23 protein-coding genes are annotated in these 23,336 nt (G+C 66.3%); 14 read left to right on the top strand and 9 right to left on the bottom strand.

What is annotated here, in order from left to right:
- The first annotated feature begins 7 nt into the window (after window positions 1-7).
- Window positions 8-169 (top strand): hypothetical protein, encoded by a 162-nt coding sequence (locus BZF61_RS15715; RefSeq protein WP_158094037.1) that lies wholly within the window; start codon window positions 8-10, stop codon window positions 167-169.
- 101 nt (window positions 170-270) lie between these two features.
- Window positions 271-1,452 carry a hypothetical protein gene (locus BZF61_RS00470; protein WP_211276687.1) on the top strand — a complete coding sequence of 394 codons (1,182 nt, stop codon included), beginning with the start codon at window positions 271-273 and terminating at the stop codon, window positions 1,450-1,452.
- A gap of 4 nt (window positions 1,453-1,456) precedes the next feature.
- Here BZF61_RS00470 and BZF61_RS00465 read toward each other — a convergent pair whose 3' ends face one another.
- The gene (locus BZF61_RS00465; protein WP_086616670.1) at window positions 1,457-2,272 is read right to left on the bottom strand and encodes a hydroxyneurosporene dehydrogenase; all 816 of its coding nucleotides are present in this window, start codon (window positions 2,270-2,272) and stop codon (window positions 1,457-1,459) included.
- Window positions 2,273-2,295: 23 nt separating this feature from the next.
- Window positions 2,296-3,858 carry a 1-hydroxycarotenoid 3,4-desaturase CrtD gene (gene crtD, locus BZF61_RS00460; protein ID WP_211276686.1) on the bottom strand — a complete coding sequence of 521 codons (1,563 nt, stop codon included), beginning with the start codon at window positions 3,856-3,858 and terminating at the stop codon, window positions 2,296-2,298.
- A gap of 93 nt (window positions 3,859-3,951) precedes the next feature.
- Between crtD and BZF61_RS00455 the strand changes: the two genes are divergently transcribed.
- The 9 genes from BZF61_RS00455 (at window position 3,952) to pufM (ending at window position 12,671) form a co-directional block, all read left to right on the top strand.
- On the top strand, window positions 3,952-5,076 hold the full coding sequence (locus BZF61_RS00455; protein WP_086616668.1) for a methyltransferase: 1,125 nt from the start codon (window positions 3,952-3,954) through the stop codon (window positions 5,074-5,076).
- A gap of 129 nt (window positions 5,077-5,205) precedes the next feature.
- A complete protein-coding gene (gene bchC, locus BZF61_RS00450) occupies window positions 5,206-6,153 on the top strand; it encodes a chlorophyll synthesis pathway protein BchC (RefSeq protein ID WP_086616667.1) in 948 nt (315 codons plus the stop codon).
- Window positions 6,154-7,158, top strand: coding sequence for a chlorophyllide a reductase iron protein subunit X (locus BZF61_RS00445; RefSeq protein ID WP_169711917.1), 1,005 nt, complete (start codon window positions 6,154-6,156; stop codon window positions 7,156-7,158). It abuts the gene before it with no gap.
- 5 nt (window positions 7,159-7,163) lie between these two features.
- Window positions 7,164-8,729: a chlorophyllide a reductase subunit Y gene (gene bchY / locus BZF61_RS00440; RefSeq protein ID WP_143736847.1), complete on the top strand. Its 1,566-nt coding sequence runs from the start codon at window positions 7,164-7,166 to the stop codon at window positions 8,727-8,729.
- A complete protein-coding gene (bchZ, locus tag BZF61_RS00435; protein WP_086616666.1) occupies window positions 8,726-10,171 on the top strand; it encodes a chlorophyllide a reductase subunit Z in 1,446 nt (481 codons plus the stop codon). Before bchY ends, bchZ begins: the two co-directional genes overlap by 4 nt.
- A 174-nt stretch (window positions 10,172-10,345) precedes the next feature.
- Window positions 10,346-10,486, top strand: a complete 141-nt coding sequence (pufB, locus tag BZF61_RS00430; RefSeq protein WP_086616665.1) for a light-harvesting antenna LH1, beta subunit — start codon at window positions 10,346-10,348, stop codon at window positions 10,484-10,486.
- A 76-nt stretch (window positions 10,487-10,562) separates the two neighbouring features.
- On the top strand, window positions 10,563-10,757 hold the full coding sequence (gene pufA, locus BZF61_RS00425) for a light-harvesting antenna LH1, alpha subunit (protein ID WP_086616664.1): 195 nt from the start codon (window positions 10,563-10,565) through the stop codon (window positions 10,755-10,757).
- Window positions 10,758-10,854: 97 nt separating this feature from the next.
- On the top strand, window positions 10,855-11,679 hold the full coding sequence (gene pufL / locus BZF61_RS00420; RefSeq protein ID WP_086616663.1) for a photosynthetic reaction center subunit L: 825 nt from the start codon (window positions 10,855-10,857) through the stop codon (window positions 11,677-11,679).
- A gap of 14 nt (window positions 11,680-11,693) precedes the next feature.
- On the top strand, window positions 11,694-12,671 hold the full coding sequence (gene pufM / locus BZF61_RS00415) for a photosynthetic reaction center subunit M (protein WP_086616662.1): 978 nt from the start codon (window positions 11,694-11,696) through the stop codon (window positions 12,669-12,671).
- Window positions 12,672-12,754: 83 nt separating this feature from the next.
- On the opposite strand, the gene BZF61_RS00410 is transcribed toward pufM, so the two are convergent.
- From BZF61_RS00410 to BZF61_RS00380, 7 genes are all read right to left on the bottom strand, one after another.
- The gene (locus tag BZF61_RS00410; protein WP_211276685.1) at window positions 12,755-13,033 is read right to left on the bottom strand and encodes a hypothetical protein; all 279 of its coding nucleotides are present in this window, start codon (window positions 13,031-13,033) and stop codon (window positions 12,755-12,757) included.
- Between the two features lie 19 nt (window positions 13,034-13,052).
- On the bottom strand, window positions 13,053-13,535 hold the full coding sequence (locus BZF61_RS00405) for a TspO/MBR family protein (protein WP_211276684.1): 483 nt from the start codon (window positions 13,533-13,535) through the stop codon (window positions 13,053-13,055).
- Between the two features lie 11 nt (window positions 13,536-13,546).
- On the bottom strand, window positions 13,547-14,743 hold the full coding sequence (locus BZF61_RS00400) for a geranylgeranyl diphosphate reductase (RefSeq protein ID WP_086616661.1): 1,197 nt from the start codon (window positions 14,741-14,743) through the stop codon (window positions 13,547-13,549).
- The gene (locus BZF61_RS00395) at window positions 14,740-16,104 is read right to left on the bottom strand and encodes a BCD family MFS transporter (protein ID WP_086616660.1); all 1,365 of its coding nucleotides are present in this window, start codon (window positions 16,102-16,104) and stop codon (window positions 14,740-14,742) included. The genes BZF61_RS00400 and BZF61_RS00395 overlap by 4 nt, the downstream gene beginning before the upstream one ends.
- A complete protein-coding gene (gene chlG, locus BZF61_RS00390) occupies window positions 16,104-17,042 on the bottom strand; it encodes a chlorophyll synthase ChlG (protein ID WP_086616659.1) in 939 nt (312 codons plus the stop codon). The genes BZF61_RS00395 and chlG overlap by 1 nt, the downstream gene beginning before the upstream one ends.
- 178 nt (window positions 17,043-17,220) lie before the next feature.
- On the bottom strand, window positions 17,221-18,642 hold the full coding sequence (ppsR, locus tag BZF61_RS00385; protein ID WP_086616658.1) for a transcriptional regulator PpsR: 1,422 nt from the start codon (window positions 18,640-18,642) through the stop codon (window positions 17,221-17,223).
- 12 nt (window positions 18,643-18,654) lie between these two features.
- Window positions 18,655-19,527: a cobalamin B12-binding domain-containing protein gene (locus BZF61_RS00380; protein WP_086616657.1), complete on the bottom strand. Its 873-nt coding sequence runs from the start codon at window positions 19,525-19,527 to the stop codon at window positions 18,655-18,657.
- 268 nt (window positions 19,528-19,795) lie between these two features.
- Here BZF61_RS00380 and bchF point away from each other — a divergent pair, with 268 nt between their 5' ends.
- From bchF to bchB, 3 genes are read left to right on the top strand one after another with little or no spacing between them, the layout of a single operon-like run.
- On the top strand, window positions 19,796-20,413 hold the full coding sequence (bchF, locus tag BZF61_RS00375) for a 2-vinyl bacteriochlorophyllide hydratase (protein ID WP_086616656.1): 618 nt from the start codon (window positions 19,796-19,798) through the stop codon (window positions 20,411-20,413).
- Entirely contained in the window at window positions 20,410-21,726 is a 1,317-nt protein-coding gene (locus BZF61_RS00370; RefSeq protein ID WP_086616655.1) for a ferredoxin:protochlorophyllide reductase (ATP-dependent) subunit N, read from the top strand. The genes bchF and BZF61_RS00370 overlap by 4 nt, the downstream gene beginning before the upstream one ends.
- A 4-nt stretch (window positions 21,727-21,730) precedes the next feature.
- Window positions 21,731-23,335 carry a ferredoxin:protochlorophyllide reductase (ATP-dependent) subunit B gene (bchB, locus tag BZF61_RS00365; RefSeq protein ID WP_086616654.1) on the top strand — a complete coding sequence of 535 codons (1,605 nt, stop codon included), beginning with the start codon at window positions 21,731-21,733 and terminating at the stop codon, window positions 23,333-23,335.
- Window position 23,336: the final 1 nt, after the last annotated feature.

Genomic DNA, 23,336 nt, shown 5'->3' with positions numbered 1-23,336 from the left:
CGGCGCAATGGGCAATTTCGGCTGGATCGAGATCGCGCTGTTCTATGGCCTCGCGATCGGCCTGGGGGTCTGGCAGTTCTGGAAGATGGACCGGATGCTCAAGAAAACCCGCGCGGAAAAGGCGGCGAAAGACGCCGCCGCACGCGATGGTCAGCCGCCCGAGGGCTAAGCGCGCAAAGCCCCGTCTCAAGTTTTCATTAAGGATAATCGGCTAGTCGAGCCGCTGCACAGCCAGGGCGCATCGCCATGCGCGAGCGGGGGACGACGACCATGAATATGCAGTCTTCGGCGATGATTGCCCTGCTGGCCGCGCAGCAAGCCGGCGAGGCAGCGCCCCCGCAGGCCGCCCCGCCCGCGCCGCGCCACCTGTTCGGCCCGGTGATCGATTTCCTTTGCCTCGGCGGCTCCTCGCTGCTGCTCTTGCCCTTGATCTTCCTGCTGCCCGAAGCCGAACTGAAGGCCCCGCTGGCGACGGCGATGATGCTGCTGACCAATCTCGTCAACCACCCGCACTTCGCCCACAGCTACCAGATCTTCTATCGCGGCTATGCTCGCAAGGCCTTCACGCCCGCGCTCGGACGCGCGATGCAGGTGCGCTATCTGGTCGCCGGACTGGTGGTGCCGCTGCTGCTCGCGGCCTTCCTCGTCCATGGCGCGCTTGCCGCCGATACCCGGCTGCTCGGCTATGCCGGGAACCTCATGGCGCTCGCGGTGGGCTGGCACTATGCCAAGCAGGGTTACGGGATGCTGATGGTCGATGCGGCGCTGAAGCGGCGCTTCCTTGATGAGCGGACCAAGAAAATCCTGCTTGCCAATTGCTATGCTGTGTGGCTGGCGGCGTGGGTGGGCATCAATCTTGCCGTGCAGCAGGAGAACCTCTGGGGCCTTGCCTATTACAGCTTCGCCCTGCCGCAGCCGCTGTTCTTCCTGACGAGCGCCGCTGCCTGCCTCACCACCGCGCTGTCGGTCTGGACGCTGGCGATGCACTGGCGGGGGAAGGGCACGCTGCCGGTCACCGGGGTCGTGGCCTATGGCGTGAGCCTCTATCTGTGGCTGGCCTTCCTCCGCGTCAATCCCCTCTGGGTGCTGGTGGTGCCGGCGCTCCATTCGCTGCAATATCTGACCGTGGTGTGGCGCTACCAGCTCAATTATGAAAAGGCCCGGCTCGCCAACGTCGCCTATCGCAAAGGCAACCTGCTGCGGGCGCTGTTCGGCCCCAGTCCGGTGGGCCAGATGATCGCCTTCGTGGCGACCGGCGCCTTGCTCGGCTTCCTTGCCTTCTGGGCCATTCCCTTGGTGGCCGAAAGCATCGTGCCCTACGACCGGCAGGCGATCACGGGCTTCCTGTTCCTGTTCACCTTCTGGATCTTCATCAACATCCACCACTACTTTCTCGACAGCGTGATGTGGCGCCGCGAAAATCCGGATACCCGGCTCTACCTGTTCGGTTGAGGCCTTAGCGCGCTCTTCGCGGCATCCGGTAGGGGAGCATGAACTGCACCAGCGGCGAGGAGAAGCGCCGCATGTCGAGGCTTTCTTGCACCGCCACCACCTCCTCGCCAAGGAAGCGTGAGGCCAGTTCGGAACGGGTGTAGAAAGGCGTATCCTCCCACGTCCGGCGCACTTCGGCAACTCCGATGTCGCTGCGGGTGCGGCGATCGACCCGCCACTTGCTGGGCGGAAGCTGCGCGATCGGCGGCAGGTCGACCGGCTCGGGCACGCCGTCCGCCGCGAAGCGCAGCGCGCTGGCGAAGAGCGAACCGTCGCCGCGCTCGCCCTCGTAGCACACCAGCGCGCCTTGCCTGAGATGCGCGCGCGACCAGTGCCAGGTGTGGAAGCCGGCCTCCAGCGGCTCTGCGCCGCGGTTGTGGTCGAGATAGGCCTTGCCGCTCCAGGCGAGAGCGGGCGAAGTCATCGCCACTTCGATCCGCGCGCGCGGGGCAAGGCAGTGCCAGATATGGCTGTGCCGCGCATCGAGCGCGAAGGCGACGCGGTTGAGCGCCTCGGGATAGACCCGCACCCGACCGCGCACCGGGCGCTGCCACGGCACGAACAGGCGCGTGTCGCCTTCGTGGATGTCGATGGTGAGCGCCCCGTTCTCCCAGCGCACCGCGCTCGGCCCGATTATCAGGTCGGCGGCATCGCGCCGCACCGCGGCACGGCCGCGCTCGGTCATCGCCCAGCGCGCCTGAGGCCCGTAGAGCGCAACATTGAGCGCGGCATGATCGAGCGGATCGCGCCGCCCGCGCTTCTTGTAATAGGGCGAAAACACGCTGCCCAGAAAGGCGATGATCGTCAGCCCGTGCTGCCCGTCGTCGCTGATCGCGTCGACATACCACCAGGAATAGCCGCCCGCGGGGATGTCCTCGTCGAAGCGAGGTCCTTCGCGATCACCCTGGCTGCCAGCTGCCCGGACAAGGCTGCCATGGGCACCCCAGCCGCCGGATGGGTCGCCCCGCCCGTGCAATAGAGACCGGGCAGCCGGGTTTTCGGACCCTGCCGCTGGAAAGAGGCCGCCCAACCGTGTGACGCTCGTCCATAGAGCGCGCCGCCCGTGGCCGGAAACAGCCGCTCCCAGTCCTCGGGCGTCATGAGCCGGTGCTCCAGCGGATCTTCCAGCGTGAGACCACAGCGCTCCAGCGTGGCTCTCATGGCCCTTGTGCATCGCTCTCTCTCCTCGGGTGAATAGCGGCGCGCGTCGCCGTTGGCGGGCGCGTTGACGATGATCTGCAGGCGCTCGCGGCCCGATGGCGGCGACGCGTCGGCAGCCGCTCCCCGGTCGATCGCGCAGACATAGACGGTCGGCTCGGACGGGGTTGCCCCGGCGCCGATCTCGCGGAATTCGCGCGGGTAATCGCGCGAGAAGAAGACGTTGTGATGGGTGAGGTCGAAGCCGCGGGTGCGGCTATGGGCATACCACACCAGCGCCGAGAGCGAGCGCTTGGCCGGCGGGATCGCCGGCATCGCGCGCTGGGCCTCGGCGCCGAAGCGGCCGGTGGCGAGCGCGGACGGATCGCCGTTGCAGATCACGATCTCGGCCGGGATAGTCTCGCCGCTGGCGAGACGCACGCCGCTGGTGCGGCCACTGGCGGTGAGCACTTTTGCCACCGGCGCATCGGTCCGCACATGCGCGCCCAGCCGTTGCGCGAGCATTGCGAGAGCCGCGGCCAGCGCATGGATCCCGCCTTCGATCAGCCATACCCCGCGCGCCTCCAGATGGGCGATCAGCATCAGCGTGGCGGGCGCGGCGAAGGGCGAGGAGCCGCAATAGGTGGCATAGCGCCCGAACAATTGCCGCAGGCGCGGGTCCTTGAAGTGACCCCCCAGCGCGTCCCACATCCGCTCGAACGGCCGCATGGCGAACATGTCAGGGAGCCTGCCCAAGCCCATCCGCCACATCATCGGCAGCGGGCTGGAAGCCTTGTCGCCGCGCAGGAACGGGTGTTCGAGCACGTCGAAGATGCGCTGCGCCTCGCGCGCGAAGCTGCAATAGCCGCGCGCCGCCTCGGCACCGGCGAAGGCCGCGACCGCCGCGAGGCTCCTTTCGCGGTCGGCGAACAGATCAAGATGGCCGCTGGCGTCCCAGGCATGGCGGGCGATGATGTCGGCGCGCCGGGCGATGACATGATCGTCGAACTGCGCACCGCAGGCCGCGAAAACCTCATCGAACACCTCGCGGTAGGTGAAGACCGTCGGCCCGCCATCGATTTCGACCCCGTCGAGGCTCACGCGCCGCGCCTTGCCGCCGACCCAAGCCTCCTTTTCGAGCACGGTCACGTCATGCCCGCGGGCCGCCAGCAGAGCGGCGCTTACCAGCCCGCCGATTCCGGCTCCGATCACGGCGACTCGTGCGCTCACCCGTCCTCCCGTGGATCCCCGTGACAATATCATTGACCTTGTCACTGCATCTGTCCAATTGTTTAGACATATGCTCGCCGAAAATTCCTGCCAGTGATCGATTGGAGCGCCTTGCGGATCGGCTGGATCAAGCGTCGTAACCGCGTCTTTGCCAACCCCCGCTTCCAGTATTGGGCTGCGCGCCTGCCGCTGATCCGCTTGATCGCACGCCGTCGCGCCAATGCCGCCTTCGATTTGCTGGCGGGCTTTGCCTATTCGCAGGTGCTGCGCGCCTATGTGGAGGGCGGACTGTTCGAGATATTGCAGGACGGCCCGCTCGGCGTCGGCGAGATTGCCCCGCGCATGGCGCTCAGCGAAACCGCGGCGCTCACCCTGCTGCGTGCCGGACGGGCGCTGATGCTCACGCAGGAAGCCGCGCCGGACCGCTGGATGCTGGGCGAACAGGGCGCGGTCTTCGCCGCCAATGCCGGGGTGCAGGCGATGATCCGTCACCACCGCCTGCTCTATGCCGATCTCGCCGATCCGCTCGCCCTGCTGCGCGCCGACCGGCGCGAGGCGACCGCGCTGTCGCGCTTCTGGACCTACGCCGGCGCACTGCAAGGAGTGGCCGAGCGCGGCAGGCAAACCGCTGAATATTCACAACTCATGGCCGCATCGCAGCACTTCGTCGCGGACGAGGTGCTGGCCTCGGTGCGCTTTCGCGACGTGCGCCGGCTGCTCGATGTGGGCGGCGGGCACGGCGCCTTCCTTGAAGCGATCGGGACCGCCTGGCCGCACCTCGAACTCGGCCTGTTCGATCTGCCGGAGGTCGCGGAAACCGGTCGGCAGCATCTGGAGGCGGCGGTGGGGGCCGCGCGCGTTTGCGTGCATGCGGGAAATTTCTTCAAGGATTCCATACCTCAAGGCTATGACATGGTGTCGCTGATCCGGATCCTGCATGATCACGACGACGCGCCGGCCCTGGCCTTGCTTGCCAATATCCGCGCCAGCCTCGCCGCCGGCGCACGGCTGCTGATCGCCGAGCCGATGGCCCGGATTCGCGGGGCAGAACCCATGGGGGAAGCCTTCTTCGGTCTCTATCTGTGGGCGATGGGATCGGGCCGCGCGCGCAGCCCGGCGGAAATCACAACCATGCTCAAGCAGGCCGGTTTTGCGCATGCTCGGCTCGTCGCAACTGCGCAACCGGTCAACGCAAGCGTGATTATCGCCCGGGCCTGAGGGAACTTTGTCCATAAAAATTGACAGTCGGGAACGTAAAGCGTAGCAAACAGTTGGGAGAACGTTTCAGCGGACTTTTCGAGTCGACGTTTTCGGCCTCGAGAATCCACGGGCGGAGAGCGGAAACAGATGGATACGCTGGCAGTCATCCTCGAAGCTCCGGAGCGCCTGGCGCTCCGGCCGCTCGAGATGAAGCCGGTCGAAGCAGGCGATGTCGTGGTCGATATCGCTTGGAGCGGGATCAGCACTGGCACCGAAAAGCTGCTGTGGACCGGCAAGATGCCGCCCTTCCCGGGGTTTGGCTATCCGCTGGTTCCGGGCTACGAATCGGTCGGCCGGATCGTCGATGCGGGCGCCCAGGCGCGCGGACGGATCGGTGACTGGGTGTTTGTCCCCGGCGCCAATTGCTACACCGATGCCCGCGGCCTGTTCGGCGGCACCGCCCGCCGGGTGATCGTGCCTTCGGCGCGCGCGCTGCCGATCCCCGAACATCTCGGCGATGCCGGCGTGCTTTGTGCGCTGGCCGCCACCGCGCTCCATGCCATCAAGGGCGGCTTCCATCACCGCGACGCCCTGCCCGATCTGATCATCGGCCACGGCGTGCTCGGCCGGCTGCTCGCGCGGCTGACGCTGGCGCTCGGCGGCAAGGCGCCGACGGTGTGGGAAACCAATCCGGCCCGCCGCGCCGGAGCGGTCGGCTATCAGGTGATCGACCCGTCGCAGGACGAGCGCTGCGATTATCATGCGATCTACGATGCCAGCGGCGATGCAGGCCTTATCGACACGCTGGTGATGCGGCTCGCCAAGGGGGGGGAGATCGTGCTCGCCGGGTTCTATTCCGAACGGGTGAGCTTCGCTTTCCCGGCGGCCTTCATGAAGGAGGTACACTTGCGCGTCGCGGCGGAATGGCAGCCGGGCGATCTCGCCGAAACCCGCGCGCTGATCGAGTGCGGAAGGCTCGGGCTCGATGGTCTGGTGACCAACCGCCGTCCGGCGACCGAGGCGACCGACGCCTATCCGCAGGCCTTCAGCGATCCCGACTGCCTGAAAATGGTGCTCGATTGGAGTGATTGCTAGATGTCGATGCTCGAAACCCGAACCCTTGAGGATCAAGCCGCAAGGCTGCGCGAGGAAGCGGCGCAGGAACCCGATCCGGTTCATACGGGCGAGGCGACCAAGGACACCCAGATCATCGCGATCTACGGCAAGGGCGGCTCGGGCAAGAGCTTCGCGCTGGCCAACTTGAGCTACATGATGGCCCAGCAAGGCAAGCGGGTGCTGCTGATCGGGTGCGATCCCAAAAGCGACACCACCAGCCTGCTGTTTGGCGGCAAGGCCACCCCTTCGATCATCGAAACCTCGTCGAAGAAGAAGCTCGCCGGGGAGGAAGTGCGCATCGAAGACGTGTGCTTCCAACGCGACGGGGTGTTCGCGATGGAACTGGGCGGCCCCGAAGTCGGCCGTGGTTGCGGCGGGCGCGGCATTATCCACGGGTTCGAGACGCTCGAGAAGCTCGGCTTCCACGACTGGGGCTTTGATTACGTGCTGCTCGACTTCCTCGGCGACGTCGTGTGCGGCGGCTTCGGCCTGCCGATCGCGCGGGATATGTGCCAGAAGGTGATCGTGGTTGGCTCGAACGACCTGCAGTCGCTCTATGTCGCCAACAACGTGTGTCACGCGGTCGAATATTTCCGCAAGATGGGCGGCAATGTCGGCGTGGCGGGCATGATCGTCAACAAGGACGACGGCACCGGCGAGGCCCATGCCTTCGCCGAAACGGTCGGTATCCCGGTGCTCACCGCGATCCCCGCGCACGAGGACATCCGCCGCAAGAGCGCGAACTACCAGATCATTGGCTATCCCGGCGGAGAATGGGGTGGCCTATTCGAGGAACTGGCCACGAATGTCGCCAACGCCCCGCCGCTGCGGCCCAAGCCGCTGTCGCAGGACGAACTGCTGGCGCTGTTCAGCCCCGATCAGGTCGGCGGCGCGATCGAGCTGATCCCCGCAACACAGGCCGACATGCGCGGCGGCGTGTTCGAACAGCGCCCCAGCCTCGAAGTGATCTACGACGAGGCATGACGGCGATGGACGATCTGACCCCCACCGGCGACACCCGCGCCCCGGACCGGATCGATCTTTCCGCTGCTCCCGAAGGTGCGGCATTCGCCAGCGGCTCGGGCTGCCACGGTGGCAAGGAAACCATGCGCGCCGCCGCCCGCGCCGCTGGCAAGAGCGACATTCTCGATCGCTATGCCGCCGACTATCCGGTCGCGCCCGGGCGCGGGCCGCACGACCAACCCCAGTCCATGTGTCCCGCGTTCGGGTCACTTCGGGTGGGCCTGAGAATGCGGCGCACCGCGACCGTGCTCTCAGGCTCGGCCTGCTGCGTCTATGGCCTCACCTTTACCTCGCACTTCTACGGCGCGCGGCGGACGGTGGGCTATGTCCCGTTCAATTCCGAAACACTCGTCACCGGCAAGCTGTTCGAGGACATCAAGGAGGCCGTCGAAGGCCTGGCCGATCCCGAGCTCTACGATGCGATCGTGGTCACCAATCTGTGCGTCCCCACCGCCAGCGGCGTGCCGCTGCGGCTGCTGAAGAAGCAGATCAACGGGGTGCGCATCATCGGCATCGACGTGCCCGGCTTTGGCGTGCCAACCCATGCCGAAGCGAAGGACGTGCTCGCCGGGGCGATGCTGCAATATGCCCGCGAGGAAGTCATGTCCGGCCCCGTCGCGGCGCCGCGCGAACGCGCGGACAGGCCGACGGTGACGCTGCTGGGTGAGATGTTCCCGGCCGATCCGGTCGTCATCGGGCAGCTGCTCGCCCCGCTCGGCCTTGCCGCCGGCCCGGTGGTGCCAACCCGCGAATGGCGCGAGCTCTATGCCGCGCTCGATTGCGCCGTGGTCGCCGCGATCCATCCATTCTACACCGCCAGCATCCGCGAATTCGAAACCGCGGGCCGCCCGATCATCGGTTCGGCCCCGGTCGGTGCCGATGGCACGGCTGCCTGGCTGCAATCGCTGGGCGACACGCTCGGCCTGCCGCAGGCCCAGGTCGACGCTGTGAAGAACGCGATGATCGCCGCCTGCAAGGGCGCGCTCGAAAAGATGCCGATCAAGGGCCGCATCACGGTTTCAGGCTATGAGGGTTCGGAACTGCTGGTGGCGCGCCTGCTGGTCGAAAGCGGGGCCGATGTCGCCTATGTCGGCACCGCCTGCCCCAAGACCCGCTGGTCAGATCCCGATCGCGAATGGCTCGAAGCCAGGGGCGTGAAAATCCAGTTCCGCGCCAGTCTCGAACAGGACATTGCCGCGGTCGAGGAATATCGGCCCGATCTCGCCATCGGCACCACCCCGGTGGTGCAGCACGCCAAGTCGAAGGCGATCCCTTCACTCTATTTCACCAACCTCATCTCGGCGCGCCCACTGATGGGCCCGGCGGGCGCGGGCAGCCTTGCCACGGTGATCAACGCGGCGATGGCCAACAAGACCCGGTTCGATGCGATGCGCGACTTCTTCGAAGGCGTCGGCACCGAACACGCTGCGGGCGTGTGGGAGGATGTGCCGGTCGACCGGCCCAAGTTCCGCAAGAAATACGCTGCCCTCAACGAAGCGGCGCGCAAGGCAGCGGAGGCGATCGGCACATGACGCTCGTTCTCGATCATGATCGTGCCGGCGGCTACTGGGGCGCCACCTATGTCTTCACCGCGGTCAAGGGCCTGCAGGTGATCATCGACGGCCCGGTGGGCTGCGAGAACCTGCCGGTCACCTCGGTGCTGCACTACACCGACGCCCTGCCCCCGCACGAACTGCCGATCGTCGTCACCGGCCTGGCCGAAGAGGAGCTCGGCAAGACCGGCACCGAAGGCGCGATGAAGCGCGCCTGGGAAACGCTCGATCCGGAACTGCCCGCGGTGGTCGTCACCGGCTCGATCGCCGAAATGATCGGCGGCGGGGTGACGCCCGAAGGCACCAACATCAAGCGCTTCCTGCCGCGCACCATCGATGAAGACCAGTGGCAATCGGCCGACCGTGCGCTGACCTGGCTGTGGACCGAGTTCGGCCCGAAGAAGATGCCCGCCCCGCGCGAGCGCAAGGAAGGCGAAAAGCCCAAGGTGAACATCATCGGCCCGGCCTATGGGATGTTCAACATGCCTTCGGATCTCGCCGAGATCCGTCGCCTGATCGAAGGGATCGGGGCCGAAGTCGGGGTGGTCTTTCCGCTCGGCACCCACCTCGCCGACATCGCCAAGCTGGCGCAGGCCGAAGCCAATGTCTGCCTCTACCGCGAATATGGCCGCAACCTGTGCGAAACGCTTGAGCGGCCCTATTTCCAGGCGCCGATCGGGCTGAACCAGACGACCAAGTTCCTGCGCGCGCTGGGCGCCGAGCTGGGGCTGGATCCGGAGCCGTTCATCGAGCGCGAGAAGCACACCACCATCAAGCCGTTGTGGGATCTGTGGCGCTCGGTCACGCAGGATTTCTTCGCCACGGCCAGCTTCGGCATCGTCGCCAACGAAACCTATGCCCGCGGCATTCGCCACTTCCTTGAAGACGACATGGGGCTACCCTGCAACTTCGCGTTCGCGCGCCGCGCCGGGGTCAAGCCCAAGAACGACGAGGTGCGCGCCGCCATCCATGCCAACCCGCCGCTGGTGCTGTTCGGCAGCTACAACGAGCGGATGTACATGGCCGAGTGCGGGGCGCGCGGGGTGTATATCGCGGCGAGCTTCCCGGGCGCGGCGATCCGGCGCCACACCGGCACGCCTTTCATGGGCTATTCGGGCGCGACCTACCTCGTGCAGGAAGTGTGCAATGCGCTGTTCGACGCGCTGTTCCACATCCTCCCGCTCGCCACCGAGATGGACAAGGTCGACAAGACCCCGGCGCGCAGCCTGACCGAGCTGACCTGGGACAAGGAGGCCAAGGCGCGGCTGGATAGCATGGTCGAAGCCCAGCCGGTGCTGATCCGCATTTCCGCCGCCAAGCGCCTGCGCGATGCGGCCGAACGGACCGCACGCCAGCGCGGCCATGATGTCGTCACGGCAGATTGCCTCGAAGAGGCGCTGCTGGAAGGAGCGGGCGCATGAGCGGCGCTGTCGCCCGCTACGCCACCCTCTTGTCGCGGGCGCGGCGCTTCGCCGTGCCGGCACACCACCATGCCCCAGTCAAAGGGGCGAACCAATCCACGTGGGGGATCACGCGGGGATGCCGACGGGGGCCATCGTGCCTCCATTTCCACCCAACTGAACGGAGAAAGTCCAATGAATGAACGCATCGGGACTCACCTGACGCCTGAAGAGGCACAGGAAATCCACAAGGGCTTCATGGGGACCTTTGTCCTCTATGTGGCGATCGCGCTGGTCGCTCACGCTCTGATGTGGGCTTACAAGCCCTGGCTCTAATTCCGTGACGATCTCGCGTGGCCTGCAAGGTGCGGGCGGCGCAATCTTCTGAACGGTTCAAGAAAGGAATTTTCCCATGTGGAGAATCTGGTTCTACTTTGACATCCGCCGTACGCTCGTGGCCCTGCATGTGGGTCTCGCGGTGCTGGCCTTCACCATCCACTTCATCCTGCTCAGCACGGATCGCTACAACTGGCTCGAGCGCGCTCCCGGTGCCCCGGCGCCGGCTCAGGCCGCTATCGAGTCGTCGGAAGCTCCGGCGGCGGGATAGTAGCCTCGAAATGTGAGGGGGCAGGTTCGCCTGCCTGCCTCCTGACACTCGTCGAACAACCTACAGCACCCGCCCTTGTGGCGGGGAGGATGGACCTATGGCGCTCCTTAGTTTCGAGCGGAAATACCGCGTACGCGGTGGCACATTGATCGGCGGCGACCTGTTCGACTTCTGGGTCGGGCCGTTTTATGTCGGATTCTTCGGAGTGACGACGGCAATCGCGGCCTTGCTTGGCACGGCGCTGATTTTCGCCGCCGCGACCCAAGGTCCGACCCTCAACCCGTGGCTGATCTCGATCAACCCGCCGCCGGTCGAGTACGGCCTCGCCTTCGCTCCCCTGAAGGAAGGCGGATACTGGCAGGTCATCACCATTTGCGCCGTCATTGCCTTCGGCTCATGGGTGATGCGCCAGGCAGAAATCTCGCGCAAGCTGGGCATGAGCTACCACGTCCCGATCGCTTTCAGCGTCGCCGTGTTCGCCTATGTCACCCTGAACGTGATCCGTCCCGTGTGGATGGGCGCGTGGGCCAACGGCTTCCCCTACGGCATCTGGACGCACCTCGTGTGGGTCTCGAACGTGGGCTACGCCTTCGGGAACTTCCATTACAACCCCGTGCACATGCTCGCGATCACGTTCTTCTTCACGAACTGCCTCGCGCTCGCCCTGCATGGCGGCCTGGTCCTGTCGGCGGTCAACCCGACCGGCGGTACCGACGTCAAATCGCCGGAATATGAAGACACCTATTTCCGTGACTTCATCGGCTATTCGGTCGGCACGCTCGGCATTCACCGGGTGGGGCTCTTCCTCGCGCTGAGCGCCGGGTTCTGGAGCGCCATCTGCATCGTCATTTCCGGCACTCTGTATGTCGGCAGCTGGATCGAATTCTGGGATTTCTGGAAGAAGATCCCGATCTGGTCGTAAGGAGCACCTGAACCATGGCGACATACCAAAACATCTTCACCCAGGTGCAAGTGCAAGGGCCGCCCGAAATGGGTGTCCCGCACCTCGACGGGAGCGAGGCACGCCTTGCGCTTGTCGGCCACAACCGCTGGATGGGCAAGATCGGTCAGGCCCAGCTCGGCCCGATCTATCTCGGCTGGCTGGGTGTGATCAGCCTCGCCTTCGGCGGCGCGGCCATCCTGATCATCGGGCTGAACTTCTGGGCTCAGGCCGGCTGGTCGCCGCAAACCTTCATGCGCGAATTCTTCTGGCTCTCGCTCGATCCTCCGGGGCCGGAATACGGCTTCAGCCCGTTCGTTCCGCTCGACAAGGGCGGCTGGTTCATCATCACCGGCGCATTCCTCACCATCGCGGTGCTGACCTGGTGGGCGCGCACCTATTACAGGGCCAAGGCACTGGGCATGGGGATGCACATTCCCTGGGCCTTCGCCTCGGCGATCTGGCTGTTCCTGGTGCTCGGCTTCATCCGGCCCATGCTGATGGGCGAATGGGCGCAGGCCGTGCCCTACGGCATCTTCAGCCATCTCGACTGGACCAACAATTTCTCGCTGGTCTACGGGAACCTGTTCTACAATCCGTTCCACGCGCTCTCGATCGTTTTCCTTTACGGATCGGCGGTGCTGTTTGCGATGCACGGGGCGACGATCCTTGCGCTTGGCCGTTATGGCGGCGAGCGCGAGATCGAACAGATCACCGACCGCGGCACTGCGGCCGAGCGCGGCGCGCTGTTCTGGCGCTGGGTGATGGGCTTCAACGCCACCTTCGAATCGATCCACCGCTGGGCCTGGTGGTTTGCAGTGCTCACCACGTTGACCGGCGGCATCGGCATCCTGCTCACCGGCACGGTCGTCGACAACTGGTACCTCTGGGCGCAGGAACACCACTACGCACCCGATACCATCCACTACGACTCGAGCGGTGCGCTCCAGTTCGCCCAGCAGCCTGCTGAATAGGAACCGGTGCAGCCCGCCCGTGCGGCGGGCGACAGAAACCCGGTCAGGCCTCAACGGCCCGGCCGGGTTTTCTTTGCCCGCCTTTAGGGCGAAACCTCGGGCTGACGGCGCGCGGCCATTCGGCTGCGAAGATCCATCAGGTGGAGCGGAAGCGAAGCGGCGAGCGGCAGAGCGATCCACCACCACGCGGCACCTGTCAGGGCGGCACGCAGGCCGAGCACGATCAGCGCCGCCGGCCCCAGCAGGCCGAGCACCGCACCCCAGCCCCAAGCGCGCTGCCAACGCAGCCACATGCCCTCGGCACACAGCACGGCCAGAATCACATCGGCTGCGTGGCCGGAGGCGAACAGCCAGGCCATCATTGCCACCCCTTGCCCCGGCTCAACCGAAGGGACCGTTGAGTTCGACCACCGCCCAGTTAAGCGCACCGGCAAAGCTCACCCACGCCAGATAGGGCACCAGCAGCGCCGCCGCAGTGCGCGAGAAGCGCCCGCAATAGATGACCAGAGCGATGATCGAGAGCCAGAGCGCGATCAGCTCGATGAAGGCCCAGTCGGGGCGCTGCATCCGGAAGAAGATCAGGCTCCAGGTGATGTTGAGAAAGCCGTTCAGCGCAAACAGGCCGATCGCCCACTCCGCCTCCGCCGCAGTCGGCGCCGCGCGCCAGGCGGTGATCGCCGAAATGGTGATCAGCGCGTAGATCAAGGTCCAGCCCATCGGGAATACCACGTCGGGCGGATTCCAGGCGGGCTTGACCAGCGCCTGGTACCACGGCCCGAGATCGGTGACGGTCGCGCCCAGCGCGGCCACGCACAGCGCCGCAACGGTCGCCACGGTCACCGGCAGGATCATCATACGGCTCATGCGCAAAAGACTTAGCGCGTTGCGGGCCTCAAGCCTAGCAGGTGCGCGGTGTCCTTGAGGAAGATCTTGACGTGGGCGAGCGGCTTGGCGCGCACCAGCCGCTTGTGCATATAGGCCTGCCAGGTCAGCTCCTGCACATCCTTGTCGTCGCACATGGTGACGAAGCGCTCGCGGCGCTTGTCCGAGGAATACCAGAAATACTGCATGATCCCGAGGATCCAGAACACCTTGCCGTGCTCGCTCATGAAACGTTTGCGCGCGGTGCGCAGGTGCCTGGCATCGCCGGTCTTGAGGAACATCGCCGCGGCCTCGGCCACCAGCCGTCCGCCGACCATCGCGTAATAGATCCCCTCGCCCGAGGCGGGCGCGACGATTCCGGCGGCATCACCCGCGACGATCACATCTGCGCCGTTGTCCCAGCGCTTGAGCGGCTTGAGCGGAATGGGCGCGCCCTCGCGGCGCACGGTTTCGCAGCGATCGAGTCCGAGATCATCGCGCATCGTGGCGATCGCGCCGCGCAGGCTGAAGCCCTTGTTGGCGCTGCCCACGCCGATACTCGCGGTCTCGCCATGCGGAAACACCCAGGCATAGAAATCGGGCGAGAGGCGGCCCTGATAGAACACGTCGCAGCGCGAGGCATCGTAGGCGTCGGTGTTGTGTTCGGGCGACTTGATGATTTCGTGATAGGCAAAGACGCAGGGCATCCGCTCGGCACCCGGAAGGCACTGCTTGGCAACCGCCGAGCGCGCCCCGTCGGCACCGATCACGACACGCGCGCGCACGCCTTCGATCGGCCCGCCCCGCTTGCGCCGGAAGGTGACGATCGGATGCGCCGCCTCGTCGCGCTCGATCTTCTCGAAGGTGGCGGAGAGCCGCTCTGCCCCCGAATGGCGGGCGCGCTCGCGTAGCCATTCGTCGAACTCGTCGCGATCGACCATGCCGACATAGCCGATCTCACCCACGGGCATGTCGACCGCGCGGCCCGAGGGCGCGATCATCCGGGCGGAACGCGCCTTGGCGACCAGCAATGATTGCGGAATGTCGAAATCGGCAAGCAGCCGCGGCGGGATTGCCCCGCCGCAGGGCTTGATCCGCCCGCCACGCTCGATCAGCAGCACCGAATGGCCAGCCAGCGCCAGATCCGTCGCTGCCGTTGCTCCGGAGGGACCACCGCCAATCACCACGGCATCGTAGATTGTCTGGTTCATGCGTAAACCTCATCCCTCTTGTCCTGCCCGACGCTCGCACGCACGGCTGCCGCGCCGGTCGCCTTGATGGCCAACAGCGCCGCGCAGACGAAAGCGGCCGCCTCGATGGCGAACACCAGCTGGAAGCCCGCGCCATCATCGCCCAGCGCTTCCCGCGCGAGATCGACCCCGACCGCGCCGGTCAGCCCGCCGAGCCCGAAGGCGATCGCCTGCGATGCCCCCCAGACGCCCATGCGCACGCCCTCTCGCGTGGTCTCGCCCGCGCCCGCCAGCCCCATCATCGCGCCGATCGCGGCAACCGCGAAGACGCCGTTGCCGAGGCCGAGCACGAAGACATTCGCCCCGAGCGGCCACGGCGGGCCATTGACCGCCGCCAGCCCGAGCGCAGCCAGCCCCGCGGCCGAGATCAGGCACCCGCAGATCACCCAGGCGCGCAGCCCGTCGGGCCGCTTGCCGGTGAAGGCGCTGCCGCCGATTCCGGTGATGATCATGCCGATCAGGATGCCGCCCTGATGCTGCCCACCGAGCTGGGTCGATTCCCCCGGTGCAAGGCCGAACACGAGGCCGGCAAAGGGTTCGAGGATGAGATCCTGCATCGAGAAGGCGATCATCGAGACGAAGATGAAGATGGTGAAGCGCCGCGCCGCTGTCTCGTGCCAGATCTCGCGGATCGCCGCGCCGAAATGAGGGGCCTGCCTGCCCTCGGCCGCGTGGCCGAACCGGCCGGCCTGGCGTTCCAGCCGGAAGGTCGCCAGCACGGTCAACACCACCATCGCCAGGGCAAGGCCCGCCGCCACGGCCAGCAGGCGCCCGGACGAGAAGGGCTGGATCAGCTGGCCCACCGTGATCGCCGAAGCGACGATGCCGGCGACCATCATGATCCAGGTTACCGCCGCACCCGCCGCGCGCCGCTGCGGAGCGACCCCGCTCGCCAGCAGCGCGAGCGCCGAAGTGCCGCCCGCGCCCACGCCGGCGCCGATCAGGCTGTAGGCGATCACCGCCAGCACCAGGCCAAGCTTCGGCGCGCTCTCCAGCATCAGCGTCGCCTGCGTCGCCAGCAGCGAAGCCGCTGCCAGCAATGCGACACCGCCGACGATCCACAGCGTGCGGCTATTGCCCCTGTCCGAGCCATGGCCCCACAGCGGCCGCCCGAGCTGCACCGCATAATGCCAGGCCACCAGCCCGGCCGGGATCGCCGCGGCCAGCCCGAATTCGACCACCATCAGCCGGTTGAGCACGGTCGTTGCCAGCATTACCAGCGCGCCGATCGCCGCCTGAACCAGCCCGATGCGGGCAATTCCGAGCCAGCCAAAACCCCTGCTCGCGCTTTCCGGCGATGGATCGGCGAGCGGGGCGTGCATCAGATATAGCCCCCTAAGCCCAGCGCCGCAGCGAGCATTCCCAGCACATAGAGTGTCACGCCTACGCCGTTGTACCACGGCGCTTGCCCCGCCGGATCGCGGATCAGGCGCGGCATGGCGGCAATCTGCGCCACCAGCACGCCGGTGACGATCAGCGCCGACAGGCCATAGCCCCACAGCGCCAGCAGGCAGATCACCACGATCTGCAGCGAAGCCATGGTGGTGCAGGCAAAGCGCGCGGCCTGATCCACCCCCATGGTCACCGGCAGCGAAGTCAGCCCTGCCCGGCGATCGCCTTCGACCGCCTTGAAATCGTTGAGCACCATGATGCCATGGGCGCCCAGCGAATACATGAACAGGATCAGCACCACCTCCACCGAAGGCGCAGCGCCGAGCATGACCGTGGCGCCGGTGAACCAGCTGAGGCCCTCGTAGGTCAGCCCGCATACCAGCGGGCCGAGCAGGCCGTTGGCCTTGAACCGGAACGGCGGCGCGGAATAGGCCCAGGCAAAGGCAAGCCCGACCAGCGCGGCGACGAACACGATCGGCCCGAGCAGCCAGCCCACACCGGTCGAGATCAGGCTCATCAAACACGCGATATAAAGGCCCCAGCGGCCCGGAATGCGGCCCGAGGGGATCGGGCGATCAGGCTCGTTGATGGCATCAACGTGCCGGTCGAACCAATCGTTCACCGCCTGGCTGGTGCCGCATACCAGTGGGCCGGCCAGCAGCACCCCGCCCGCGACGAACCACCAGCGCCCTTCCAGCCCGGCCCCGGACGAGACCGCCCCGCACATGAAGGCCCACATCGGCGGAAACCAGGTGATCGGCTTGAGGAGCTGCAGGACATCACGCAGGCGGAGACGCGCATGCGGCGTCGGCGTGGTTCGCGCCGGCGGAACGGGCGCGGAGCGAGTCGTAGGCACCGGTTGTTCCATCCCGCAAGGCTATGCCTGACAGCTTGTAGCGTCAATTTATTTTGACACTTGGCTTTCGGGCAAACCGGATTTGCGCCCGCTTTGACGCAGTCTCTGGCAACAGGGTGTCAAATCGGGCCGTGTCAAACGGCCTGTCGGGCGGCGGCTGCACAGCGCAGCGGAGATTGGTTGGGCGCGGCTAGTCGTTGTCGCCGGCGAGATTGCCAAGCCCGTAACGGTGCAACTTGGAATAGAGGCTTTGGCGCGACAGGCCGAGGATTTCCGCAGCCGAAGCGCGGTTGTCCGAGGTGTAGGACAGCGCCGCCTCGATGCACAGCCGCTCGATCAGGTCGGTGCTTTCGCGCACGATGTCCTTCAGGCTCATCCGGCCAACCAATTCGGTGAGCTGTTCGACCGAGCGCGGCAGATCCTGCGAACCGGGCGGCAGATCGCGCAGGCGGCGACCGATCGGGCGGATCACGAAGGCATAGTACGGATTGTCCCCGCCCGTTCTTACCCCAGACAATTCAACCGGCTCGCCCTCGACATCATGTCCGCTACGCAGCACGGTGCTGACATTGCGTGCCACCCCGTACTGGTCGATCTGGCCTTCAATAAGATCAAGGTCGATCCCCGGACGGCCGATCGATTCGGACAGATGCCGCCCACGCAGCTGATCAACGCTGGCGGCCCGCAACAGCTCGACGAAAGCGGCATTGGCCGTGACGATTTCAAGGTTGGTATCGGCCACCACAAAGGCATCGGGCATCTGATCGACCAGATCGAGCACCGGCGAGGCCGGAGCAGCGATCTGTTCGGCGCCCGGCGCCAGCCTGACCAGCAGATATTGCCCGCGGTCCTGAGTGAATCCGGTGATTGCTGCCACCACCTCGCGCGCGCCGCGCGCCAGACGGATGCGCGCCGGACTGACCGTGTCCGACACCAGCGCCGCGCCGACCAGCGCCTGCATCGTATCATGCGACGCCTTGTCGAGCACGCTGGGCAGCTTCTTGCCGGCAAGGCTGCCCGGCCGCGCGCCGACGAGCACATGCGCGGCCGGATTGGCCTCACGGATCCGCAGGGTGGCCGCCTCGATGATCAGCACCGCCTCGGTCGACCGCTCGAACAGCATCCGGTAGCGCGCTTCGAGCTGGCGCATCCTGAGATAGTCGCGTTCAAGCGATTGCTGGACCTGAAGCAGGCGCTGCTGGAGCTTGCCCGCCTCGCGCAGATCGCGGCCGAAGGCGATGCGGTGACTGCCGCCGTTGATGCTCAGCACGGTATAGCGGATCGGCAGCTCGCCATCGCGGGTGCGGTGGTTGACCTGGCGCCAGTGCTGCATCTCGCCGCGCCGGGCCGCCGCGAGCATCTCCATGATTTTCGGTCGACTTTCGTCCGTGACCGTTTCGATCCAGTTGCTCCCGATCCAGCCTGCAAAAGCCGGAAACTCGCGCGGGTCGAAGGCCGCATCGAGGATCGTTCCGGTATCGTCGAGCACCAGCGTGACGTCGCCCGCCACCATCGCCAGCTTCATCACGGCTTCGGCATCGAGCGACCGGAACAGGTCCGTCGCCTGCGCGAAAGGATGCTTGCCGTCGATACTGTGCTTGCGTGAAAGCATGGCGGGCCGGACCTATCGGCGGGACTGGCTGCTGAGCGCGGACACCCTCACCAGTGACTCGGCCACTTCGAGCGCGGCGAACGCATCGGCGCCCGTGCCATCCGCGCCGACATCCTGAACCATGTGCGGGTTTTCGTTGATCATGCGTCCGCCGACCAGAACGGCAATCTTCGGATTTGCTGATGCGCTGCGCATCGCCTTGATGAGGTTGGAGACATCCGCGCTAGGACAGTGGCGGGCAAGCGTCAATCCCACCAGATCGAAGGGCCGCTGCGCCAGCCGGTCGAGCAGTTCGCGGCGATCCGGGCTGACCAGCGCCTCGCTGTGCCAGCCGGCGCGCGAGAAGACTTCCTCGATCATCATCGTCCCGAAATTGTGGAGATCGCCGGGCATCGGCGAGAAGAGTGCAGAGCGCGGAGCCTTGAACGAGGGCGGATCGGCCGGGCAGCGCGCGACAACTTCGCGCATCACTTCCTGGAGCCGCCACAGGCCCATCGTAACATCGATGAAATCGCATTCGTCGCGGTCCCACATCTCCCCCAGCATCCGCGCCGCAGGGGCGAGCAAATCGAGGCAGATGGTCTCGACACTGGAGCCTTCCGCAATGAAAGCATCGACTTGTTCGAGCAGGCCGGCCGCTTCCAGTCGCAGCGGCAGCAAGGAAAATCGGGCAGCATCCTCTGGCGCGATCGGCCGGCCGCGCCGTGCCCTGGACGGATTGTCGCTGCCGAGACGGGTCATCAGCAGACGGGGAATGATCTCGCCTTCGATCACGGCATTGACCGATTCCGGGGAAATTTCGCGGCTTGCGGAGGCGGCGCGGCGAACCCGCTCAAGCGGTGCGGAGATTACCCCTCGCAGAACCGCCGACCCGGCGCCGAACATGCTTGAAGCCTTCGAGTCTCCCATTCGCCAGACCCTCCCCAGGTCGTGCGGACATCCTTCCGCAGGAGGTAGTAGGCGCAACCTGACAGCGCGCCCTTGGCCATGATCCCGAAAGCCAGCGAATCTTGTCTACGCCTTTTTCCGGAAGCGCGCAAACGACACTATTGCCAGCGGCCAAATCGTCAATACGGCTAAACGTCCAATCATGTTGACACTCTTGTTCGAACGCGCGTAATCTCCGACTCTAGGAGAGAAGGCTGACGCACGAATGACTCGGAAGGATCAGTCATCCCCGGTCGCGCCCCGCACCAAGGTTGCGGGGGTCGGTCACGAAAGAGGGAAGCGCCGGGCCCTCTACACCGCCGAACAGCGGGTTCGGCGGGATCAGACCGTCTGGACGGTGATCCAGGGCGTGCTCGCACCGATGCAGTTTGTGGTGTTCATCATCAGCCTTGCGCTGGTGATCCGCACGCTCAACACCGGCGAAGGGGCCCATGCCGCCGATGTGATGGTCGTCCTCAAGACTCTCTTTCTCTACACCATCATGGTCACGGGCGCGATCTGGGAGAAGGTCGTCTTCGGCAAGTACCTGTTTGCCAAGGCGTTCTTCTGGGAAGACGTGTTCTCGATGCTCGTCATCGCGCTGCATACCCTCTATCTGGTGATGCTGTTCGGCGCCTACGGCACGCTTCAGGACAGGTTGATCGTCGCTCTGGCTGCCTATGCGGCCTATGCGATCAACGCCGGACAATTCATCTGGAAACTGCGGATGGCGCGGCTGGAAGGCGAGCGCGAGGCAAGAGCGGCAAGGGCCATGGTCGCCATTGATCAAGCCGCGCCCCCGGCCAGCGCCCGTCCGCTTCAGGATCTGGCGGCCGCGGCGTGAGCGAAGCGGCCATCCTCGACGGCTGCAGCGCCCCCCTCTCAGCCCCCGAGGCGAACCATGCCGGATGCGATGCACGTCCGGTGCTGCGCGAACGCGGCCAGCGTGAGGTGTTCTGCGGCCTGACCGGGATCATCTGGTTGCACCGCAAGATGCAGGATGCCTTTTTCCTCGTGGTCGGCTCGCGCACCTGCGCCCACCTGCTCCAGAGCGCGGCGGGGGTGATGATCTTCGCTGAGCCGCGCTTTGCCACTGCAATCATGGAAGAGCGTGATCTGGCCGGCATGGCCGATGCGCAGGACGAGCTCGAACGGGTGGTCAACCGCCTGCTCGATCGTCGTCCCGACATCCGCACGCTGTTTCTCGTCGGCTCCTGCCCGTCGGAAGTGATCAAGCTCGATCTCACCAAGGCCGCCCAGCGTCTCGGCGCGGTGCACATGCCGCGGGTGCGGATCCTCAATTACTCGGGCAGCGGGATCGAAACGACCTTCACCCAAGGCGAGGATGCCTGCCTGGCCGCGCTGGTGCCGGTGATGCCGGCCCTGCCTGCCGGTTCGCCCAAGGAGCTGCTGATCGTCGGCAGCCTGCCGGACATCGTGGAAGACCAGTTCCTGCGCCTGTTCGCGCAAATGGGGATCGAACGGGTCGGCTGTCTGCCGGCGCGCAACGCCCGTGATCTGCCGGCGGTCGGCCCCGATACCCGCTATCTGCTGGCCCAGCCCTTCCTCGGCGCGACCGCGATGGCGCTCGACGGGCGGGGCGCCAGGCGGCTCGATGCGCTGTTCCCGTTCGGGGCGGAAGGCACTGCCAGCTGGCTCAGCGCCGCTGCAACCGAATTCGGCGTCGATACCGGCCTGTTCGAGCGCATCATCGCCCCAGGCCGCGAGCGCGCCCGCATCGCCCTGTCCAAGCTGCGCCCGCAGCTTGAAGGCAAGCGCATCAGCTTCCTGCCCGATTCGCAGCTCGAAGTGCCGCTTGCGCGCTTCCTGCAGGACGAGCTGGGGATGCAGCTGGTCGAAGTCGGCACGCCCTATCTCCACCGCGCCCACCTCGCTCGCGAATTGGAGCGCCTTGGCCCGCAGGTGCGCCTGTCCGAGGGCCAGCACGTCGAGCGCCAGCTCGATCGCGTGCGCGCCGATCGGCCCGACATCACCGTCTGCGGGCTTGGTCTTGCCAACCCGCTCGAAGCTGAGGGCTTCACCACCAAATGGGCGATCGAGCTCGTCTTCTCGCCGATCCACGGTTTCGATCAGGCCGCGGATCTCGCCGAACTCTTTGCCCGTCCGCTCCGGCGGCGGGACATGCTGGAGGTCTAGGGCGATGCAGTTGGCTGTCTGGACCTATGAAGGGCCACCTCACGTAGGGGCCATGCGGGTCGCGACAGCGATGGAAAAGCTCCACTACGTGCTGCACGCACCGCAGGGCGACACCTATGCCGACCTGCTGTTCACGATGATCGAACGGCGCCAAAGGCGCCCGCCGGTCACCTATACCACCTTCGAGGCGCGCGATCTGGGCAAGGACACCGCGCAGCTCTTCCAGGACGCCGCGCACGAGGCGGTGAAGCGCTTCAGCCCGCAGGCGATCATCGTCGGCGCATCCTGCACCGCGGAACTGATCCAGGACGATCCGGCCGGCCTGGCCGAGGCGATGGGCCTGCCGGTGCCGGCCATTGCGCTCGAACTGCCGAGCTACCAACGCAAGGAAAACTGGGGCGCTGCGGAAACCTTCTACCAGATCGTCCGCACGCTCGCCGACACCTCGGTGGTGCGCGAGCCTCGTGAAGGGCGCAAGGCCCGCGCCAACATCCTCGGCCCGACCGCGCTCGGCTTCCGCCACCGCGACGATCTGGTCGAGATCCGCAAGATCCTGGATAGGCTGGGGGTCGAAGTGAACCTGGTCGCCCCGCTGGGCGCGACGCCGCAGGACATCGGCCGGATCGGCGCCGCCGATTTCAACATCGTCCTCTACCCCGAAATCGCAGATGAGGCCGCCCGCTGGCTTGAGCGCCATTTCGCTCAACCCGCGGTGCGGACCGTCCCGATCGGCGTTGGAGCAACCCGCTCCTTCATCGCCGAAGTCGCCGAGCTGGCAGGTGCAGATCCCACGCCTGCCCTCGGCGACACCTCTTCCCGGATGCCGTGGTGGTCACGCTCGGTCGATTCGACCTACCTGACCGGCAAGCGCGTCTTCATCTTCGGTGACGCCACCCATGCCGTCGCCGCCGCGCGCATCGCCCGTGAGGAGCTGGGCTTCGAGGTCTGCGGCCTGGGCTGCTACAACCGCGAATTCGCCCGCGCCGTGCGCGCCGAGGCCGCGCGCTGCGGGGTCGAGCCGCTGATCACCGACGATCACCTCGCGGTTGAAGATGCGATTGCCGCGGCCTGCCCCGAACTGGTGCTCGGCACCCAGATGGAGCGCCACATCGCCAAGCGGCTTGGCCTGCCCTGCGCGGTGATCAGCGCGCCGGTGCATGTGCAGGATTTCCCCGCGCGCCACTCGCCCCAGATGGGTTTCGAAGGCGCCAATGTGATTTTCGATACCTGGGTGCACCCGCTGGTGATGGGGCTGGAAGAGCACCTGCTCACCATGTTCCGCGAGGATTTCGAATTCGCCGACGAGCACGGGCCCAGCCACCTTGCCGCCCATGCGCCGCGGGCGATGGCCCGCACCGTCACTCCCGACGCGCACGAACCGCTCGCGCCGGCGGAAACCGCACCCGAAGCCGCGCCTGCCGCGCCTGAAACCATCGCCGCGCCGGGCGCCCCGGTCTGGACCGCCGAGGCCGAGCGCGAGCTGAAGAAAATCCCGTTCTTCGTCCGCGGCAAGGCGCGCCGCAACACCGAAAAATTCGCTGCGCTGGAGGGGCGCAGCGCCATCGACCTTGAGACACTCTACGACGCGAAGGCGCATTATGCACGGTAGC

The organism is Erythrobacter tepidarius, from assembly GCF_002155695.1.
Lineage (GTDB): Bacteria > Pseudomonadota > Alphaproteobacteria > Sphingomonadales > Sphingomonadaceae > Erythrobacter > Erythrobacter tepidarius.
Note: the sequence above shows the minus strand (reverse complement) of the source record. Positions and strands in the feature narration are given on the sequence as shown.